This window comes from Streptomyces sp. DSM 106670 (assembly GCF_055792845.1).
Genome location: NZ_CM147704.1, coordinates 4,359,035 through 4,377,064, shown reverse-complemented (window position 1 = coordinate 4,377,064; position 18,030 = coordinate 4,359,035). Strand labels below are relative to the sequence as shown.

Sequence of the window (18,030 nt, the reverse complement as noted above, 5' to 3'; positions counted from 1 at the left end):
GCCGCTCCGCCGACCTAGGTGCTCATCAACCAGATTCCATGCCTAGCCCAGCCACCTAAGAGCGGCAGCCCTCGGACCCTTCATACCTCCTTCGTCCGGGTAAAAGGCCACAGCCACTCCTGAGTCGAGATAGGCCCACTCATTTTCATCCATAAGATCACTCAAATGGAAGAAATAGTCATTCCCCCAGGATCGAACAAACCCGAATTTCTTATCCTGTCGCACATTCGTCACAACACCAACCCGCCTACCTAGTGCGTCTGGATCGACCACGCGCAACCGGTCCTTCAGCCGACCCAAAAGCGAATCTAGGCTCTCGAGAAGAAAATTATCGTCAATACGACGAAGTAGCAAATCGCCCGAATCCATCAATTGAACAATACGATCAACCGGCTCACCCAGGAGCATTTCAACACGCCCCGATTCCACCAGGTCAACTGCGGACTCAATACACTCTACGGCTCTGTCCAACTCGCCGCCTTCAACCTCCCTCCTGACACTGTAGACTCCGGCCCGTATGCCCGTTGTCATAGCCACCAAGCCATCGTATCGATCCGGCTTCAGCGTAATTGAGTGAGAGGCAGCGGTTACTGCAGCCTCGAAATCCTGCAGTTGAATATGTGCCCACGCAATTTCATTTACGACTACCGGCGGAACTTCAGCGAGAATTGCAGCTTTCTGCAACATTTCAAGACCGAGTGTGGGGTCGACGGCTTCCCCTACAAGAAAAGTGCCATAAAGATAGTTCAAAGTGGATGAATCAGGTGCGAGTTCGAAAGCTCTTTCATACGCAGCTCGAGCAGCTGCAACATCGCGTTGACCAGCCTGAATGAATGCTTCTACGCGCCACGATTCGTGATAGGCCGGCGAAAGCCGTTGTGCTTCGTGACAGACCAGTAGGGCGCCATCTACGTCGCCGCGTTCATGGTGCCTCAGGGCATCACGAAGAAGGCGAGCGGTACTGAAATCACCAGGCCCTTTGATGTCAATTGTACGAGGGTCGTAAGGTGAGGCCGTGCTCTCCGCTTGGAGCCGCATTCCCAAATCCGCAAGATCGCGACTGCGGCCCTCGAACATTGCTCTATCGAGCGACCGTACTGCATGCCGCTTATCGAGATACTGTTTTCCAAAATCCGTCAGTTGGTAAACCGTCTCCGTGGATTGATCCATGGAAGCCCCTTGCATTTGAATGAAGTTAGTGGTGATTAGCTCCAATAGACTGGATTGCATATCTACGGCAGAATACTCGTTCAGAAAAGCTAGTTCAGCCTGGCTGCGCCGACCTGGCAACACTTGCATTGACCGAAGAACAGCCCGCGCCTTTTCGCTAAGGTGGCCGTAAACGTTAGACATGCAAAACTCGAGAAGGAGGTCATTCTCGTGAAGCAATTCCTCAGGACGCTTTCCCGCCTGCACGCCCGCCACGAACCATCGAATGTACGCAGGATGCCCCTTCATCGCCTGCACCATTTTAGAAAGAACGACTGATGGAAGTCCCTGAAGAGCGTCTACATTTCGCACCCGTGAGAGCTTCTGCAGAAGCCGAGTTGAGTCATCTGCGGACAGAGGAGCCAGCGATACAGGATTCTCGATACCCAAACCAATTCGGCTAGTAATGATGACCTTACTGCCCATCGGGAGATCTAGTAGAAAATCGCGAAGCCTTTGGTCCAGAACCGTTTCCATGTTATCCAGAATGAGCAAGACCTTGAAATGCTCCAGGTACGAAAGAACTTCCCCTACTGGGTCGATAGAATTCTTTGCCACCCCTCCTCCCAATTGCTCGGCAGCTGAGGCAAAGAGCCCCAGAGAGTTCTCAATCGCACCACTGATTCGCTGAATCTCATTTACTGTGAGGATTGTCGCCTTCGCCGTCACCCACACGAAGGCGTCAAATGAATTCTTTGGGTCATCCAGGAGCTCATAAGCTGCTTTTAGAGCAATCGACGTTTTGCCGATCCCGCCATCCCCCAGGATCGAGACAACAGGGTAGGCGCCCTTGATTGCCTTTTTGATTCTCTCAAGCTCTTTCCGGCGGCCAAAAAAACCTGTCTCATCAAATTCTGGTGCAGGGAGGTTATGCTGCGGAGCATTGTCAGGGTCGGCAACAAGGTTGATTGTGAGACCGAGAACGTAAGCAGGGTCATCTTGCAGTTGGCTAATCGTGCGCTTCAAATTACTCCATGCTGAAGGAGCAATAGCGCTGACAGCTTTAGAGACGTCGTGAACCACAGCAAGGTCGTCAATTTCCATGGGCCTCGTGTGGGCTACCCTATTGCGGACCTGCGTGAGCTTGCCGATGCTCGGCGCAAAGGTTCGGAGAGAGTCCTGCAGATCCTCGGCGAGTCGCATCTTGAGCCCAGTGAGAACTTCATAGGCATCTGCGAAATCCAAGTAAGGGGTCAGTCCAGAAATTGTGCCAGCTGCTTGCTTTCCAACATCGCGCGTGAGTCGAGTAAGGGCCTTTTCGTAGCGATCCGCTTTAAAGATATCCTGCGCATTTTCGCTTTCTTCACAAGCACCCAGAATCACAGCACGAAGGTCTTCCTCCATGGAAGAAAGAAGCGCGAAGCAGGTAAGTCGAGTTGCACTGGAACTCATTTTCCCCCCACAGGAAATATAGACACATAGCCCTCTATGCTCCGAGTTCCAGCCACCATAGAACATGCGGCTATGACTCGCATCACACTTGCAGACTTCCGCTGGGGCAGCTTTCATGCCATAGTGTGCTATAAAGTTTGTAAAGCTCACAAAAGAGACAAAGCTTTGCCCGGTCGATAGGCAGCCCGTAGGTCCGATACGCAGATTGCCCACTCGTCCCCTTGGCCTGCGTTTGCAGGGGCCTCCTACTCGCCCCTAAAGATCCGCGGCTCGGAGTCCTCGCACCAAACGCGCACCAGTTAGCGCGGTGAATGGCGGCGATCACAAGAGCCACCTGGCCATCCGAACAGGTGCGCAGCTGCTGGTCAGCCGCCGTTCCGACTCGGCGTCCCACGCAGTTCCCAAGCTCAGAGCGCGAGTTCGATTCTCGCCACCCGCTCTTTAATGAAGGCCCTCGTCGATGGCCGGGCCTTTCGCCTGCCCTCCCGCTGCACAAGCCCCGAGCCTCACCCCTGCTGTGAACAGCCGGGGAGCAATCGTCCTCTTGCCTGCACCCGGAGCATGTGGTCGCGGTCGTCAAGGCCAGGGGAATAGTCCGAGCCGATGTATGCATACTCCAGTATGCTTGGCTCATGTCCTCAACGACTCGCATCACCGTCACGCTCCCCAGCGACCAGGTGGCGGAGCTCCGCAAGCTCACGGACAACGTCTCCGGCTACGTGGCAGAAGCCGTAGCCCGCCAGATCCGGCACCAGCTCCTGGGCGACGACCTCCGCCGTCACGAGGAGGAGCACGGACCCTTCAGCGACGAGGAGCTCGCCGAGGCACGCGGGAAGATCTTTGGCTCCGCCGGCACCTCCACGGGCGCGGATGCCGCGTGAGCGAACGCATCGAAACCGTCGTCCTGGACTCGGAAGGGCTCTCCGCCTGGATTGCTCAGGACCGCAAGCTCCTCGCGATGCTGCAGGTCTTCCACGACATGGGCGCCGACCTGGTCATCGGGGCCAACACCATCGTGGAAGTCACCCACTCCCGCACCAACATGCCTCGCCTGAACTGGGCCCTGTCCCGCGTCAAGGTGGAGCCCGTCACCGAACAAGCGGCGAAAGCGGCGGCTGAGCTCCTCAAAGGCGCCGGGCTACACGGGCACAAGTACGCCATCGATGCCACAGTCGCCGAGGTCGCCCTCCGCCAGCCGAAACCCGTCGCCCTCCTGACCTCCGACAGCGACGACATGACCAAACTCTGCGGAAACCAGGTCCGCATCATCCCTCTCTGACACGCCGGCCCACCCCGAGCACGCCCCATGGCAGGGTCCGCTGTATAGCCCTCCCGTGCCCCATCCGTGCCCAGGAGAGCGGACAACAGCGGTCAGGTACAGCCCCCAGAGGCCACGGCGCCCCCGGCTTCCGCGCAGGAAAGCGCAGGTCAGAGCCCTTCCGGTGACTCAAGCACCGCTGATTCCCAAGCTCAGAGCGCGAGTTCGATTCTCGTCACCCGCTCCGCGAAAGAGCCCCAGGCCAGCCGCCCGGGGCCTTCTTGTTGGCGCGGAGCAGAACGCGGATGCCGCCGACCGGCTTCGGTCGCCGGCCAGGCCGAGGTGTAAGCCAGCCCAAGAAGGGCCTGCCGCGCCGCTCCCGGCCGTGCTTGTACCAGCGACCCGCTCACGACGCTGTCGCGTTCGATGTCGTGCGGTCCGCCGGGTGACGCGCAGCCGAGCCCCAGGGCGCGCACCAGGTGCGGGTGGTGGGCTGCGAGTTGCTGGGCCAGGCGTCCGCCCGTGGACGTGCCGTGGACATGCCGTAGACGTCGGCCCGGTGGACACCGAGGTAGCAAGCACCGCGACCACGTCCAGGGCGAAGAGCTCGGTGCCGTAGGGCTTGTTGGGCTTCTCGCTCTCCCCCCGTGCCGCGGGAATCGAGGGTGAGGGCGTTGCGGACCGCGTGGAAGTCGTCGCGTACCCCGTCCTATCAATGGTGGTTGTTCGCCTGACCCGCCAGCAGGACAGCGCTGTCCCACCAGGCCGCAGGACCCGCCAGCAGGGACCTCCACCGGCCGACCAGGCCGTCGTGTCTCAGCAGTGACGTCACCAAGGGCTGAGGTGCGGCGGGAAGTCAGGCGGCGATGAGGTCCTGCTCACGGTCCGGCGTTTCGACCTTGGGCTGCTTGTTCGGCAGTGCGAGCCGGAAGACCTTGTGCCACGCGGAGAACACCTGCTTGGGCAGCGGGCCGGTGACGTACTCCAGCTCGTACTTCTCGAACAGCGCGCGCACCTTCACCGCGACCTCGGCGTACCGGTTGCTCGGCAGGTCCGGGAACAGGTGGTGCTCGATCTGGTGCGACAGGTTGCCGGTCATGAAGTGCATGGCCTTGCTGCCGCTGATGTTCGCCGAGCCCATCATCTGGCGCAGGTACCACTGGCCGCGGGTCTCGCCCTCGATCGACCGGCGCTCGAAGACCTGTACGCCCTCGGGGAAGTGCCCGCACATGATCACCGAGTGGGTCCAGAGGTTGCGGACCAGGTTCGCGGTGAACGTGGCGGCGAGCGTGGTGAGGAACGAGGGGCCCGAGAGCAGCGGGTGGATCACGTAATCCTTGAGCACCTGCTTGCGGATCTTGCGGCCCACGGCCTTGGCCCGCGCGCGGAACTCCGGGTTCTTGCGGCGGCGCTTGCTGAGGTTCTTGCCGAGCTCCAGGTCGTACGCTGCGATGCCGTACTCGAAGAAGCAGGCGTTGAGGAAGTTCCACAGCGGCTGGCCGAGGTGGAAGGGGTGCCACTTCTGGTCCTCGTCGACGCGCATGATGCCGTAGCCGAGGTCGTTGTCCTTGCCGATCACGTTGGTGTACGTGTGGTGCAGCTCGTTGTGCGAGTGCTTCCACTGGTCGGACGGCGAGACGTGATCCCACTCCCAGGTGGTGGAGTGGATCTTCGGGTCGCGCATCCAGTCCCACTGGCCGTGCAGGACGTTGTGGCCGATCTCCATGTTGTCCATGATCTTCGCCACGGACAGCCCGGCGGTGCCGATCAGCCACGCGGGCGGGAAGATCGAGAACAGCAGCACACCCCTGCTGACCAGCTCCAGCTTGCGCTGCGCCGAGATGACCCGCCGGATGTAGGCGGCGTCCTTCTCGCCGCGGTCGGCGATCACCTCGTCGCGGATGGCGTCCAGCTCGCGTCCCAGTTCCTCGATCTGCTCCGCGGTCAGGTGGGCGGTGGGGTCGATGGCGGTCAAGGTGCTCCTACCGTTCGATGTCGCAGGGGCCCGCCGCGGCGGACACACAGGTCTGGATGAGGACGCCCGGCTCGGCCTCGGTGATCTCGCCGGTGCGCAGGTCGCGGACAGCGCCGGCCTTGAGCGGCGTGACGCACCCGAAGCAGATGCCCATACGGCACCCGGAGGGCATGAGCACGCCGATCTCCTCGCCGATGTCCAGCAACGGCGTGGCGCCGTCCGCGTCGATGGTCTTGCCGGTGACGCTGAACGTGACCTCGCCACCGTCGCCGGCGACGACGATGCCGGGGCGGAAGCGTTCGGTGTGCAGGCGCTCATGGACGCCGTGCTCTCTCCAGTGCTCCTCGGCGGCGTCGAGCAGACCTGCGGGCCCGCACGCCCAGGTCTCGCGCTCGGCCCAGTCGGGAACGAGCTCTTGGAGACGGGCGATGTCGAGCTTGCCGTCCGTGTCGGTGTGCACCTCGGTGAGCCGAAGCTTCTTGTCCGCGACCAGGCTGTGCAGTTCCTTGCGGAAGATCACGTCCTGAGGCTGTGGCGCGCAGTGGACCATGACGACGTCGTCGAGTTCGATGTCGCGCAGCATGCCCATCACGGGCGTGATGCCGCTGCCGGCCGTCAGGTAGAGCACCTTGGCGGGCTTGGCCTGCGGCAGGACGAAGTCACCGGTCGGCTGGTCGAGCTGGATCAGCGTGCCCGGTTTCGCCCTGCGGACCAGGTGATTGCTGACCTTGCCGTCCGGGATCGCCTTCACGGTGATCGTGATGCGGCCGTCCCGGCGGTTCGTCGGCGAGGTGATGGAGTAGGCACGCCACAGGCGCACCCCATCGACGTCGACCCCGATCCGCACGTACTGGCCGGCTGTGTGGCCGCGCCAGCCCCGCCCCGGCCTGATCACGACAGTCGCGGCGTCATCGGTCTCGGAGTGCACGGCCTCGATGCGCCCACGCAGGTCAGCGCCCGTACGGAGCGGGCTGACCAGATCGAGGTAGTCCGACGGCAGCAGCGGCGTCGTGACCATCTCCAGCAGTTTCCACGCCCTGCCGCGGAGGGCTGTACTCGTCATGGCTCCACCTTGCTGTGCTTCAAGGCGTAAAGTCCTGACCGTAAGACGTGAATCTGGTCGGCGGAATTGTTCGCAAGGAACAAAAAGTGAGTCAGGCAGTTCGGAGGGCCAGCGAGCTGGCTCTGGATGAGACGACGGTCACCGCGCTTCGGGCCGCGTTGAAGACCACCGCCGACGAGGTCGTCCAGGCGATCATCGACGAGGTCCCGTCCTACGCCAACGCCCTTTCGGGCCGCATGGGCGGCACCATCCGCCGGGCCGTCCGCACCGCCCTGGGGCACTACCTGGACCTCGCGAGCGGGAACGCCACAGGCGGCGACGGCGATGACGCAGCCTACGAGCTGGGCCGCGGCGAGGTGCGCGACGGGCGTTCGATGGACGCCCTGCTCAGCGCCTACCGCGTCGGCGCCCGCGTGGCCTGGCGATGCCTGGCAGCGGGTGCCGTACCCGCTGGGCTGCCCGCCGCCGAGGTCGCCAAGTTCGCCGAGCTGACCTTCGCCTACATCGACGAGCTCTCCGCCGCGAGCGCCGCGGGCCACGCCGACGAACTGGCCGCCCGGGGCAGGGCCCACGAGCGCCACCTGGAACACCTGGCCCGCGAGCTCCTCGCCGGCGCCAGCTCGGACGTGCTGCTGGCCTCCGGCCAACGGGCTGGGTGGCAGCCTCCGGTCTCGCTGACCGCGGTGCTGCTGCCCGCCGCCCAGGCCCGACCTGTCTACCGTGCGCTCGACCCGAGCACGCTCGTCCTCGACGATCTGCCGGATGCCACCGGTGTGCTCCTCGTCCCCGATGCCGACCGATCACGTCTCCTGCGGCAGCTGACCGACCGCGCCGCCGTGGTCGGCCCGGCCCGGCCGTGGATCCGCGCGTCCGCCTCGTACGCACGAGCCGTACGCGCACGCGCCCTCTCCTCCGATATTCGCGACACGGAGGACCACCTGCCCGACCTGGTGCTCAGCGCCGACACGGACGCGTTCGCGGACCTGCGCGCCCGAGCCCTCGCACCGTTGCAGACCCTGCCTGCCGCAACCGCACGACGGCTGGAGGAGACGTTGCGGGCGTGGCTGCTGCACCAGGGCAGACGGGACGAGGTCGCGGCGGAGTTGTTCGTCCACCCCCAGACGGTCCGATACCGGATGTCGCAGCTTCGGGAGCTGTTTCCCGATCTCGCATCACCACACCGGGTCCTTGAACTGACGCTGGCGGTCGGCCTCCGGGTCGACTGACGCGTCCACCGGTCGGACGACCGGCCAGGGCCGACCTGGCACACCGCGCGACGGAGAATGGGACGGAGTACGAAACGTGAGGTCAGGAGCTCCCATGACAAAACTGGTTCACCGGCCTCGTGAGGACGCGGAGTTCGATTTCATCCTCGGGAGAAGCGAGGTTCCGGTTCTCGCATACTTCACCGGGGCATGGCCCAAGGCAATCGAGCCCTGTCGGGTGATGGATGTCGTCGTGGGCGACATCGCCGCCGCCTACGCGGGCCGCCTGACGGTCGTCCGCACCGACATCACGCGTTGCCCGGCGGCAACCGAGCGATACGGGGTCACCGGAGCCCCGTCCTGCCTCCTACTGAAGGAGGGAACGGCGGTGGCGCACGGCACGGGGCCCATGACCGGCGACGAGGTACGGCAGCTCCTGGACGGTCACCTCTGAGCGGCCGCTGCGGCACCCGGACCGCCGCTTCTCGTCGCGTTCGAAGCGGGCTCGGCCGTTGAAGCTCTCGGTCACCGCCTCCGCCCGTGCCTCATCCGTCCCAGCAGAACGGGCCCAGCGGTCGAGTACGGTGCATAAAGGCCGTCCCGGTTCTGTGCGTCTCGGCCAACCGTGCAGGTCACAGCGGGACCGACCGCCCAAGAACCGTTGATTCCCAAGCTCAGAGCGCGAGTTCGATCCTCGTCATCCGATCTTCCACGGCCCCCAGGTTCACGGCCTGGGGGGGCCGTTGCTCAGACCTCACCGTGCGTCGCGCGACCCGTCGGTCGTCGCCAACGGCAGTCACGGTGCAGTCGGCCCGGTGCGCGCCAAGGTCGAAGTCCTGGGGCCGGTCGAGCCGTTCGCCGTCCGGCATGAGGGGAGGGGAACGAAAAGTCTTCGTTCCCCTCCCCTCGTCCTTGTCCTGCCCTCCCGTCAGAGCCAGGAGTCCCAGATGCCGTACGCCGTGGATCGCGTCGCGGCCTCCGCGCCCGAGGCGTCGAGGCGTACGACGCGGTAGTAGTACAGGCCGAGCCGGTCCTCGTGGACCGTGGTGTCCATGTAGTACGCCGCGTCGCCCGTCGTGCCCTCCGTCAGGGTGGCGTACGAGGCGGTGACGGGATCCCAGCGTTCCACTCGGTAGCTCGCGAAGCGGGAGCAGTCTCCGAGGCCGGAGCTTGCGGAGCAGCCGACGTACAGCTCCGGGTACTGGTCCTCACGGACCTCGGTCTCCGTCCAGCCCGGCGGGCGGGTGTCCGGCAGGGTGACCGAGATGTCGGCGGGGTGGAGGACGTCGAGTGGGATGTCGTCGTGCTGGAGCCGGTCGTCCGTGGCGGCCACCTTGTAGACGTGGGTGGCGCCGTCGGGAATCGTCGGGCAGAGGATCTCGGTGCCGGCCAGGGAGCTGCCGGACCAGCAGTTCTCCTTCCAGACCGTCTCACCGCTGTCCGGGTCGGTGACGCCCTGCCATACGTGGTAGCCGCGTACGTCGGTGTCGGCCGGCGGCGTCCAGGTCAGCCGGACGCCGAGCGGGACGCGTTCCGCGGTCAGGTTCTCGACCGGGGCGGGGCGCCGGGTGTCCGGGGTGGTCGCCCTGGCGGGCGGGCCGGGCTGTGACGCGCGTCCGTAGCGGTCGGTCGTCACGACTCGGTATGTGTACGTGGTCTCCGACTTCCCCCGGACGTCCCAGCAGCTGCCGTTGATCTGCTTGCGGGCGGACAGGGGAGCGTCGTCGTCCGCCCAGGTCCAGTACGTGTCCGGGTCGGTCAGCGGCTGGTCCACCGAGGTGAACGGCTTGCACCGGTCCACGATGTCGGTCTCGCCGGTCGCGGTGTCGGTCCGGATGATCTTGTAGGTCGGGAGGGAGCGTTCGTCGACGGTCCACGGGTCGACGCTGCTCCACGCGATCATCACGCCCTCGTCGAAACTGGTGGCGGTGGTCTTGAAAGCGGGGATCGCCTCCGGCCGGTCGGCCATCCTCAGCGTGATCTCCACCGGCGCGGCGGCGTTGCCCCGGGCGTCCAGCGCGCGCACCGCGTACCGGTAGCTGTCGGCGACGGCGGCCGACTGGCGCGGCACCACGTCGGTCCGGGTGCCGGGGGTCCCCGCGGGACGGGCGTCGATGTAGCCGCCGGTCGCCGGGTCGTACTGGAGGACCTGGTACGAAGCTGCCTCGGTGACGGGCGACCACATCAGATGCGGTACGCCCGACCGGTACTCGGCGCGGAGCCCCGTGACGGCGGCGGGCGGGGTCAGGTCGGGGGTGGTGAACGTGGTGGCGGCCGAGTACGCCGACCAGTTCCCGGCGGCGTCCCGGGCCCGGCCCCGGTAGGTGACCTTGCTGCCGTCGGCCCGGTAGCCGGTGTCGCAGATCGCCCCCTTGGTGCCGGAGTAGACCGTGCTCCAGCTCTTCGTCGCGGCGTCGAGCCGCTGCATCTCGTACCGGACGATGTCGGCGGCGTTCTTCGCGGTGGTGACCAGCTCCGGCGCCGCGTAGGGCTGGTCGGCCGGGCAGACGTCCCATTCGAGGAAGGGCGCGGCGGGCGGCGTCTTGTCGATCGTGGTGACGAGCTTGTCGGAGCTGCCGCCGGAGACACGGCCCGCCTTGTCGACGGCCCGCACCTCGTAGTAGTAGGCCGCGCCCGTCCTGGGCAGCGCGCTGTCGGTGTACGACGTGGCGGTGGTCGTCGCGAGCTGCTTGCTTCCGTACGGAGTGCCCTTCAGCCGCCGGTAGACCCGGTAGTTCGCCAGGTCCATCTCCTTGTTCCTGGTCCAGGTGAGCTTGGCCGCGCCGGTGGCGGAGTCGTACGAAACGGCCGCGCCCGTCGGGGCGAGGGGCTTGACCTTGTCGTGGGCGGCGGAGGTGCGCGGCGTGTAGGCGAACGTGACCTTCGCGGCACCCGTCCAGTTGACGTAGTCGAAGCGGAGCGTGTGCTTGCCCTTGGGGATCGTCACGTTGACCGTCTTCTTGACGGTGGCGGAGCCGTTCTTCCAGACGTTGATCTTGCGGACGCCGTCGAGGTAGACCCGCATGCCGTCCTGGGCGGAGGCCGTGAACGTAAAGGGGCCGCCGGAGCCGAAGTCGCGCGTCACCGACCAGCGCACGCCGAAGTTGTCGGACGGTACGCCGGAGGCGGGCGCGCGCGTGCCCCAGTTCTGGTCGATCGCGGAGTCGCAGTCCGTCTTCTTCGGCTTGCCGGAGAACGTCGTGTTCGCGAAGAACTGCCGCTTGAAGACGGGGGAAGTGCAGTTCACCGCCGCGGAGGCGGGTACGGCGGTGGCGTAGAGCACTCCGCCGGCCGTGGCCAGAACCAAGGCGGTGGCGGTCATGCGTCTGGCTGGGTTCATCAAGTCCTTCAGTCCTGTCCGGCGGCCGATGTCGATCATCGGGCGTCGCCGAGCAAGACCAAGGAGGGGGTCGATTGGTTGTATGAGCCTCGGCTCGCGACCCGGAAGGGACAGGTCGAAGGCGCGGGGGAGCATTACTGCTATGACCTGGACTGATCTCGTCCCCAACCGGTACGTGGAGGACTTCGCGATTGGCCCGCACCGGTTCACGAGCGTCCTGGAACGCAAGCTCTTCCCCACCACCGTCCCCGAGACCCAGCGACGTCCGCGGTGACCCGGTGCCGTGTATATCTCCAGGGCTCGCCCTGACCGGCCTCGCGCCTCTTCCGTGTGCGCGCACCCTGGGGACGATGTGGTGCCCGTCCGTGGCACGGCATCATGCACGCATGATCACCATTCACCTGAAGTACGAGATCGACGCCGACAAGCTTGAGGACTTCGAGGAGTACGGTCGCCGCTGGGTCCGGCTCGTCCATCGGTTCGGCGGGACGCACCATGGCTACTTCCTGCCGAGTGAGGGCGACAGCGACATCGCCTACGCCTTGTTCTCCTTCGCCAGTCTGGCCGCGTACGAGCAGTATCGGTCGGACAGCATGACCGACCCCGAGTGCCAACAGGCGTTCAAGCTGGCTCGTGACACCCGCTGCATCAAGCGCTACGAGCGCCGCTTCCTCAGGCCTCTCGACGGTCTGTCCTAGCCGACGGGGCCTCGCGAACGGCGTGCCGTCCGGGGCCCGAGCCATAATGCGCTTGCCCCGGCCACGGGACGAAACCGAGGAGGTCGCCGCAGCGATGAAGATCCGTTCCACGACAGACGAGGACCTCGACGTCTACGTCGACACGGTCCATGCCGCGTTCGGGCACTTCCCGGAAACACCGGTCGAGGGCGGCGGGCTGTGGTGGTCGGCGCTCGAAATGGAGCGTTGCCTGCTTGCCCTGGCGGCGGACGGGCGGCCCGTCGGCACCGCCGGGGCGTACGGCTTCGAGCTCACCCTGCCCGGTGAGGCCGTCGTCCCAGTCTCCGGGGTGACCTCCGTCGGCGTCCTGCCCTCGCACCGGCGCCAGGGCGTGCTCAGCGCGATGATGCGGCACCAGCTCGGCGACGTGCGGGCCCGCGGGGAGTTCCTGGCCGTGCTGCTGGCCTCCGAGGCTCCGATCTACGGCAGGTTCGGCTACGGACCGGCGACCTACACGGCGCGGCTGACGGTGCCGCGGCACCGGGCCGCCCTCGCCGTTCCGCGGGCGCGCGGCCTGGCCGGCGCACCGGTGGCCGGTGCGGGCGACGGTTCGGTCGAGGTGCTGCGGCGTGATGAGTGCGGCGAGATCCTGGAAGAGCTCTACGACCGGTACCGGCGTACCCAGCCCGGCGCGTTGTCCCGGCCGCACCGCTGGTGGGACCTGCGCGCGGGGCAGCCGCCGATCTCTCCGGCGCCGCGCTACATCGCCGTACACCGGGATGCCGACGGCGTTCCGGACGGGTACGCGAGCTACGCGATCGAGTCCGGCACCTTGACGGTCGACGAGACCATCAGCACCGACGACACCGTCTTCACGGCCCTGGCCCGGTTCGCCCTTGAACACGATCTGGTCTCTCAGGTCGTGTTCAGGCATGTCCCGCCCGAGCACCCGTTGCGCCGGCAGCTCGCGGACTTCCGCGCCGGCGAGGTGGGCGGCTACACCGACTGGCTCTGGGTGCGGCTGCTGGACATCCCGGGTGCGCTCGCCGCGCGCGGCTGGTTCATGGACGGCGAGCTGGTCCTAGATGTCGAGGACCCGTTCCTCGGCGAGCGCGGCCGCTATCTGCTGACCGTCCGGGGCGGTCGGGCCGACTGCGTCCTGACGGACCGGGAGCCCGACCTGTCCCTGGACGTCGGCGACCTGGGCTCGGTCTACCTCGGCGGCACCGCCCCGAGCACGCTGGTGCGGGCCGGGCACATCCGGGCCCACCGCCCGGGCGCGGCCGCCCTGGCCGACGCCCTCTTCCGTGCCGAGCGCTCGCCTCACTGTCTGCACTGGTTCTGACCGCGTCCTCGCCGGCCCTCCGCACCGGTGGAAACCGCCCCGGGCACGTCGCGGCAGTCACCTCAGTCGCGGCAGGTGCGGCAGTCGCGTCAGTTCTGGGTGGTGTCGTCGCCCGTCTCTCCGGCGCCTCCGGCCGCGGCCGCCTTCTCGCGCATCTTGCGCACCAGTTCCGCCTTCTGCTCGGCAGCACCCTGACGGTCGAGGTTGCGGTGCGGGCCGTTGTTCTGGCGTTCGGCGCGGGACTGCCTCTTGCGCTGGCCGCCGCCCTGGCCCACGGGGTTGTTGATGTTCTTGCTCACGGTCATGGGTTCTCCCGGTACTGGTGTGGAGTGTCTACGTAATCATCGGTGAGGGGCAGGAATCGACGAGCACCCCGTGGCCGTACGCACGTGACGTCGCGACGACCTACCCGCTGTTCATGGGTGGTTACCGCGTGTTCCGGACTCCGACCGTACCGAGCTCGAGGTCGACACCGTCGAGGAGGCGTACGCGTTGATCGCCGCCCGTCTTCCTGACGCCTGCGACCCTTCCGGATGACGCACACGGTGTTCCGGCCTGGTCCCGCCGGGCCGTCGCAGATCCGGTCGGTGCCCTCAGCGCTCCCGATGATATTTGACCGATCGTTTCAGTATCGCCTAGAGTTCGAGTGTGGCCAGGACCAAGGAATTCGATCCCGAAGCCGCCCTGCAGTCAGCCCTTGAGCTGTTCTGGCGGCGCGGCTACGAGGCGACCTCGATGGCGGACCTCGTCGAGCACCTCGGCATCGGGCGCGCCAGCATCTACGCCACCTTCGGCAACAAGCACGAGCTGTACCTGAAGGCGCTGGACCGGTACAACGAGAACCGCGATCCGGGCCTGCTGGGGGAGCTGTCCCAGCCCGGCCCCGCACTGCCCGCCGTACGGGCCCTCGTGCGGCGGTTCGCCGCCGAGGCGAACTCCGAGGACCACCGCACCCAAGGGTGTTTCATCACCAACACGGCCGCCGAGCTGGGCCCGCACGACCCGGCGGCGGCCCGCCGGGTCGAGGCGAGCTGGAGCCATATCGAGACCCTGCTGCACTCGGCACTGGTACGGGCCCGGTCGCAGGGCGAGCTGCCCACGGACCGCGATCCGCGCGCGCTCGCCCGGATGCTTCTGGTGCTGATGCAGGGTCTGCGGGTCGTGGGCAAGGCGTCGGACGATCCTGGCCGGGTGCGGGACGCCGCCGAGCAGGCGCTGACCCTGCTCGACTGAACGGCCGCCCGACCGCCCGACCCGGCCCGGCAACCGCACACCACCCCCACCGGGGTGACTTCATGGACTCATAACAGAACGATCAGTCAAATATCGGGGGAACAATGGCTGATACACCGCACTGGAACACCACGGCCGAACCCGCCCCGGCCGAGCCCGCCTCGACCGAACCCGCCTCGGCCTCGGCCGCCACGACCTCATCCGTCTCCCCCGGGCGCAGGACCGCGCCCGGGCCCGCCTTCGCGCTGCTCGGCACCGTGCAGATAGCGCTGCTGTTCGCGCTCACCGCACTCATCGTGCCGCTGCCCCGGATCGGCCGTGCGTTCTCGCTCGACCGGGCCGACCTGATCCTCCTCAGTTCCGCCTACGGGCTGTCGTTCTCCGGGCTGTTACTCCTCGGCGGCCGCGTCGCCGACCGTTTCGGCGGGCGGCGCGCTCTCACCGCCGGGCTGCTCGTGTTCACCGCCGCGTCCCTCGCCGCGCTGCTCGCCCCGGGGCCGGGCACGCTGCTCGCCGCCCGCTTCGCGCAGGGCGTGGGCGCCGCGCTCGCCGCGCCCGCCGCCATGTCCGTACTGCGCGCTCTCTTCCCCCGACCCGCCGCGTACGGACGGGCGATGGCCACCTGGGGCGGGCTCTCGATGCTCGGTGCGACCGCGGGGCATCTGCTCTCCGGGGCCGTATCGGCGTTCGCGTCCTGGCGACTGACCCAGGCCGTCCCGGTCGCGGTCGCCGTCCTCGCCCTCGCCCTCGGGCCGCGACTGCTGCCCGTGACACCGGTCGGCGGGCCGGGCCGCTCCCTGGATCTGCCGGGCGCGCTGCTCTCGACCGCCGGGATCACCCTGGCCAGTTACGGACTCGTCCTCACCGACGCCCGCTCCTGGGGTTCGACGGCCGTCCTGGTTCCCCTGCTCGGCGGGGCCGCGCTCCTCGTGGCGTTCCTGGCCGCCGAGCGCCGCTCCCACGACCCGCTGCTCCCCCTCGCGTTCCTCCGCGACCGCCGCAGGGCCCTCGCCCTCGCCGCCGTCGGACTGACCGCCGCCGGGACCGCCACGACGTTCATCCTCCTCTCGCTCCATCTGCAGCAGGAGCGCGGCTGGCCGGCGCTGCAGACCTCGGCCGCCTTCGTTCCTTTCGCGGTGGCGCTGCTCGCCTCGGGCCGTACGGCAGGGCCTCTCATCGCCAGATACGGGGCGCCCGCCGTCACCACCGCCGGGCTCGCCGCCGCCGCGAGCGGCCTCGCGCTGCTCGCGCTCACCGGCCTGGCGCCGCACATCCCGTACGCGTACGGGCTCCTCCCCGGGCTGCTCCTGCTGCCGGCCGGGGCCGCCGCCTCCTTCGCGGGGGCCGCTGTTCTCGCGACCGACGGGGTGGAGCCGCGGCAGACCGGGCTCGCGGGCGGCGTCATGAACACCGCGATGGAGCTGGGCCCGACCGTCGTCCTCGCCGCCCTGCTCACCCTCGGCTCCGACCCCGCCTCGCTCGCCGCGACGGCGGCCGTTCTCGCCGCCGCCGCGTTCCTCAACACCCGTACCGCACAGCCATCCACGTAACCGCACACCGACCCGGGAGTCGTCACCATGACCGCACGTTTCACCGGCAGGACCGTCCTCGTCACCGGCGCGGGCTCCGGCATCGGCCGGGCCGTCGCCCTCGCCTTCGCCGCCGAGGGGGCCTCGGTGGTCGCGGCCGGGCGTACCGCCGGACCGCTCGACGAGACGGTCGCCCTGATCGAGAAGGAGGGCGGGTCCGCGGCCGCGGTCACCGCGAACGTGACCCGGTCCGAGGACGTCAGGACGCTGGTCCGCCGCACCGTCGAACACTTCGGCAGCCTCGATGTCGCCGTCAACAACGCGGGCGTCTTCAGGGGCGGCGCACCCGTGGGCGACCTCCCGGAGGAGGACTGGCGCACGCTGCTCGACATCAATGTCACCGGGGTGTTCCTCTGCCTCCAGGCCGAAGTCGCCCGGATGCGCGAGCAGCCCACGGGCGGTGCGATCGTCAACATCGCCTCCAACCTCGGTGCGCACACCCGTGTCCCGGGCGTGGCCGGCTACATCGCCACCAAGGCCGCCGTCTCCGCCCTGACCCGGGCCGCCGCCCTGGACCACATCGCCGACGGCATCCGCATCAACGCCGTCAGCCCCGGCGCGTCCGCCACCACCATGTCGCTGCTGCCGGGCGAGACCGACGCCGACCGCGCCGACCGGATGAAGGGCGCGTCGCCGCTGGGGCGCGTCTCCTCCACCGCCGAGGTCGCGGCGGCCGTGCTGTATCTGGCCTCGGCGGACGCCGCCTCCGCGGTCGGCTGCGACCTGGTCATCGACGGGGGCGCCGCCGCCTGAGCTCGACCGCCTCCCGGATCCGGCGCCGGGCACGGCCGCGTCGGGTCCGGGCCCGGGCCCGGGAGGAGGTGCCCGGCGTGCCTCCGTGCCTCCGTGCCGCCGGAGTCCGGGCTACCGGAAGGCCGGCAGGTTGCGCGCGACCCATTCCCCGAAGGGCCGGGCCGGGCGGCGCAGGACGCTCTCCACGTCGGGGCCGACCGCCTGCTCGGCCGGCAGCGGGAGGCCGAGGACGTCCAGGGTGCCGCCGATGACCTCCTCCGGCATGAACCGGGCCAGGTGGTCGTGGGCCTCCTCCCGGGACAGTTCCACGAAGGCCACCTCCTCCCCCAGCGCTTCGGAGATCACCGCGGCCTGGCGGCGGGGGCTGATGGCCTCGGGGCCGGCCAGCTCGTACGTACGGCCCGCGTGACCGTCCTCGCTCAGCGCGGCGGCGGCGACCGCGGCGATGTCCGCCGGGTCGATCACGGGCAGCGCCACATCGCCGAACGGGGCGAACACCGTGCGCCGCGTGCGGACCGACTCGGCCCAGGCGAAGGCGTTGGAGGCGAAACCGCCCGGGCGCAGGACGGTGAAGTCCGGTCCGGCCGTGCGCACGGCCGCCTCGAACGCACGCAGGCGGGCGTGCGAAAGCTGCTCGGGGCGGGTGGCTCCGACCTGGGAGGAGAGCAGGACGACCCGCTTCACCCCGGCGGCCACGGCCGCGTCCAACAGCGCCTCCGGGCGCTCGCCCCGGCCGTTGAGCTCGCCGCCCAGCAGGATGAAGAAGGCGTCGGCGCCTTCGAGGACCGGCGCCATGCTCGCGGCGTCGCCGACGTCGGCCCGGGCGTGCCGGGCCCCGGCCGGAAGCCCGGCGGGGTGCGGCTGCCGCGATACGGCCACGACCTCCTCGCCCGCCTCGGTCAGCAGCGGCACCAGCGTCCACCCGATATTGCCGGTCGCACCCGTCACCACGATCATGACTGCTCCTCAGGTAGACAGCCGGCCCGGCGGC

At 67.7% G+C, this 18,030-nt stretch carries 16 protein-coding genes; 10 read left to right on the top strand and 6 right to left on the bottom strand.

The features are described 5' to 3' along the window. Positions 1–42 precede the first annotated feature (42 nt). Entirely contained in the window at positions 43–2,553 is a 2,511-nt protein-coding gene (locus ACSMXR_RS19410) for an NB-ARC domain-containing protein (protein ID WP_473169516.1), read from the bottom strand. Between the two features lie 680 nt (positions 2,554–3,233). On the opposite strand from ACSMXR_RS19410, the gene ACSMXR_RS19405 reads away from it, so the two are divergent. Both ACSMXR_RS19405 and ACSMXR_RS19400 read left to right on the top strand, forming a co-directional pair. Then, positions 3,234–3,482, top strand: a complete 249-nt coding sequence (locus tag ACSMXR_RS19405) for a type II toxin-antitoxin system CcdA family antitoxin (protein ID WP_030334722.1) — start codon at positions 3,234–3,236, stop codon at positions 3,480–3,482. Further along, positions 3,479–3,880, top strand: coding sequence for a DNA-binding protein (locus ACSMXR_RS19400; protein ID WP_050358426.1), 402 nt, complete (start codon positions 3,479–3,481; stop codon positions 3,878–3,880). The genes ACSMXR_RS19405 and ACSMXR_RS19400 overlap by 4 nt, the downstream gene beginning before the upstream one ends. Before the next feature lie 835 nt (positions 3,881–4,715). Here ACSMXR_RS19400 and ACSMXR_RS19395 read toward each other — a convergent pair. Together ACSMXR_RS19395 and ACSMXR_RS19390 are read right to left on the bottom strand one after the other, a co-directional pair. Continuing rightward, a complete protein-coding gene (locus tag ACSMXR_RS19395) occupies positions 4,716–5,834 on the bottom strand; it encodes a fatty acid desaturase family protein (RefSeq protein WP_473169515.1) in 1,119 nt (372 codons plus the stop codon). Between the two features lie 7 nt (positions 5,835–5,841). Then, on the bottom strand, positions 5,842–6,897 hold the full coding sequence (locus ACSMXR_RS19390) for a ferredoxin reductase (protein ID WP_137229804.1): 1,056 nt from the start codon (positions 6,895–6,897) through the stop codon (positions 5,842–5,844). A gap of 86 nt (positions 6,898–6,983) precedes the next feature. Here ACSMXR_RS19390 and ACSMXR_RS19385 point away from each other — a divergent pair, with 86 nt between their 5' ends. Then, positions 6,984–8,123 carry a PucR family transcriptional regulator gene (locus tag ACSMXR_RS19385; protein ID WP_473169514.1) on the top strand — a complete coding sequence of 380 codons (1,140 nt, stop codon included), beginning with the start codon at positions 6,984–6,986 and terminating at the stop codon, positions 8,121–8,123. Between the two features lie 94 nt (positions 8,124–8,217). Next, on the top strand, positions 8,218–8,556 hold the full coding sequence (locus ACSMXR_RS19380) for a thioredoxin family protein (protein ID WP_473172405.1): 339 nt from the start codon (positions 8,218–8,220) through the stop codon (positions 8,554–8,556). Positions 8,557–9,030: 474 nt separating this feature from the next. Here the strand turns inward: ACSMXR_RS19380 and ACSMXR_RS19375 are convergent, their stop codons facing one another. Then, positions 9,031–11,442, bottom strand: a complete 2,412-nt coding sequence (locus tag ACSMXR_RS19375; RefSeq protein ID WP_473169513.1) for a PA14 domain-containing protein — start codon at positions 11,440–11,442, stop codon at positions 9,031–9,033. Between the two features lie 142 nt (positions 11,443–11,584). Here ACSMXR_RS19375 and ACSMXR_RS19370 point away from each other — a divergent pair, with 142 nt between their 5' ends. The 3 genes from ACSMXR_RS19370 to ACSMXR_RS19360 all read left to right on the top strand — a co-directional run bounded on the left by ACSMXR_RS19370 (position 11,585) and on the right by ACSMXR_RS19360 (position 13,464). After that, positions 11,585–11,716, top strand: a complete 132-nt coding sequence (locus tag ACSMXR_RS19370) for a hypothetical protein (protein WP_276609147.1) — start codon at positions 11,585–11,587, stop codon at positions 11,714–11,716. A gap of 112 nt (positions 11,717–11,828) precedes the next feature. Beyond that, on the top strand, positions 11,829–12,140 hold the full coding sequence (locus ACSMXR_RS19365) for an NIPSNAP family protein (RefSeq protein WP_137229796.1): 312 nt from the start codon (positions 11,829–11,831) through the stop codon (positions 12,138–12,140). A 94-nt stretch (positions 12,141–12,234) separates the two neighbouring features. After that, positions 12,235–13,464 carry a GNAT family N-acetyltransferase gene (locus ACSMXR_RS19360; protein WP_473169512.1) on the top strand — a complete coding sequence of 410 codons (1,230 nt, stop codon included), beginning with the start codon at positions 12,235–12,237 and terminating at the stop codon, positions 13,462–13,464. Between the two features lie 89 nt (positions 13,465–13,553). Here the strand turns inward: ACSMXR_RS19360 and ACSMXR_RS19355 are convergent, their stop codons facing one another. Beyond that, complete coding sequence (locus tag ACSMXR_RS19355) at positions 13,554–13,769, bottom strand: DUF6243 family protein (protein WP_137229792.1); 216 nt, start codon at positions 13,767–13,769, stop codon at positions 13,554–13,556. A 343-nt stretch (positions 13,770–14,112) separates the two neighbouring features. Between ACSMXR_RS19355 and ACSMXR_RS19350 the strand changes: the two genes are divergently transcribed. The 3 genes from ACSMXR_RS19350 (at position 14,113) to ACSMXR_RS19340 (ending at position 17,039) form a co-directional block, all read left to right on the top strand. Next, positions 14,113–14,697: a TetR/AcrR family transcriptional regulator gene (locus ACSMXR_RS19350; RefSeq protein WP_364885945.1), complete on the top strand. Its 585-nt coding sequence runs from the start codon at positions 14,113–14,115 to the stop codon at positions 14,695–14,697. Positions 14,698–14,801: 104 nt separating this feature from the next. After that, a complete protein-coding gene (locus tag ACSMXR_RS19345) occupies positions 14,802–16,247 on the top strand; it encodes an MFS transporter (protein WP_473169511.1) in 1,446 nt (481 codons plus the stop codon). A 27-nt stretch (positions 16,248–16,274) separates the two neighbouring features. Continuing rightward, complete coding sequence (locus ACSMXR_RS19340; protein WP_473169510.1) at positions 16,275–17,039, top strand: SDR family NAD(P)-dependent oxidoreductase; 765 nt, start codon at positions 16,275–16,277, stop codon at positions 17,037–17,039. Between the two features lie 111 nt (positions 17,040–17,150). Here the strand turns inward: ACSMXR_RS19340 and ACSMXR_RS19335 are convergent, their stop codons facing one another. Then, a complete protein-coding gene (locus ACSMXR_RS19335) occupies positions 17,151–17,996 on the bottom strand; it encodes an SDR family oxidoreductase (protein ID WP_473169509.1) in 846 nt (281 codons plus the stop codon). Positions 17,997–18,030: the final 34 nt, after the last annotated feature.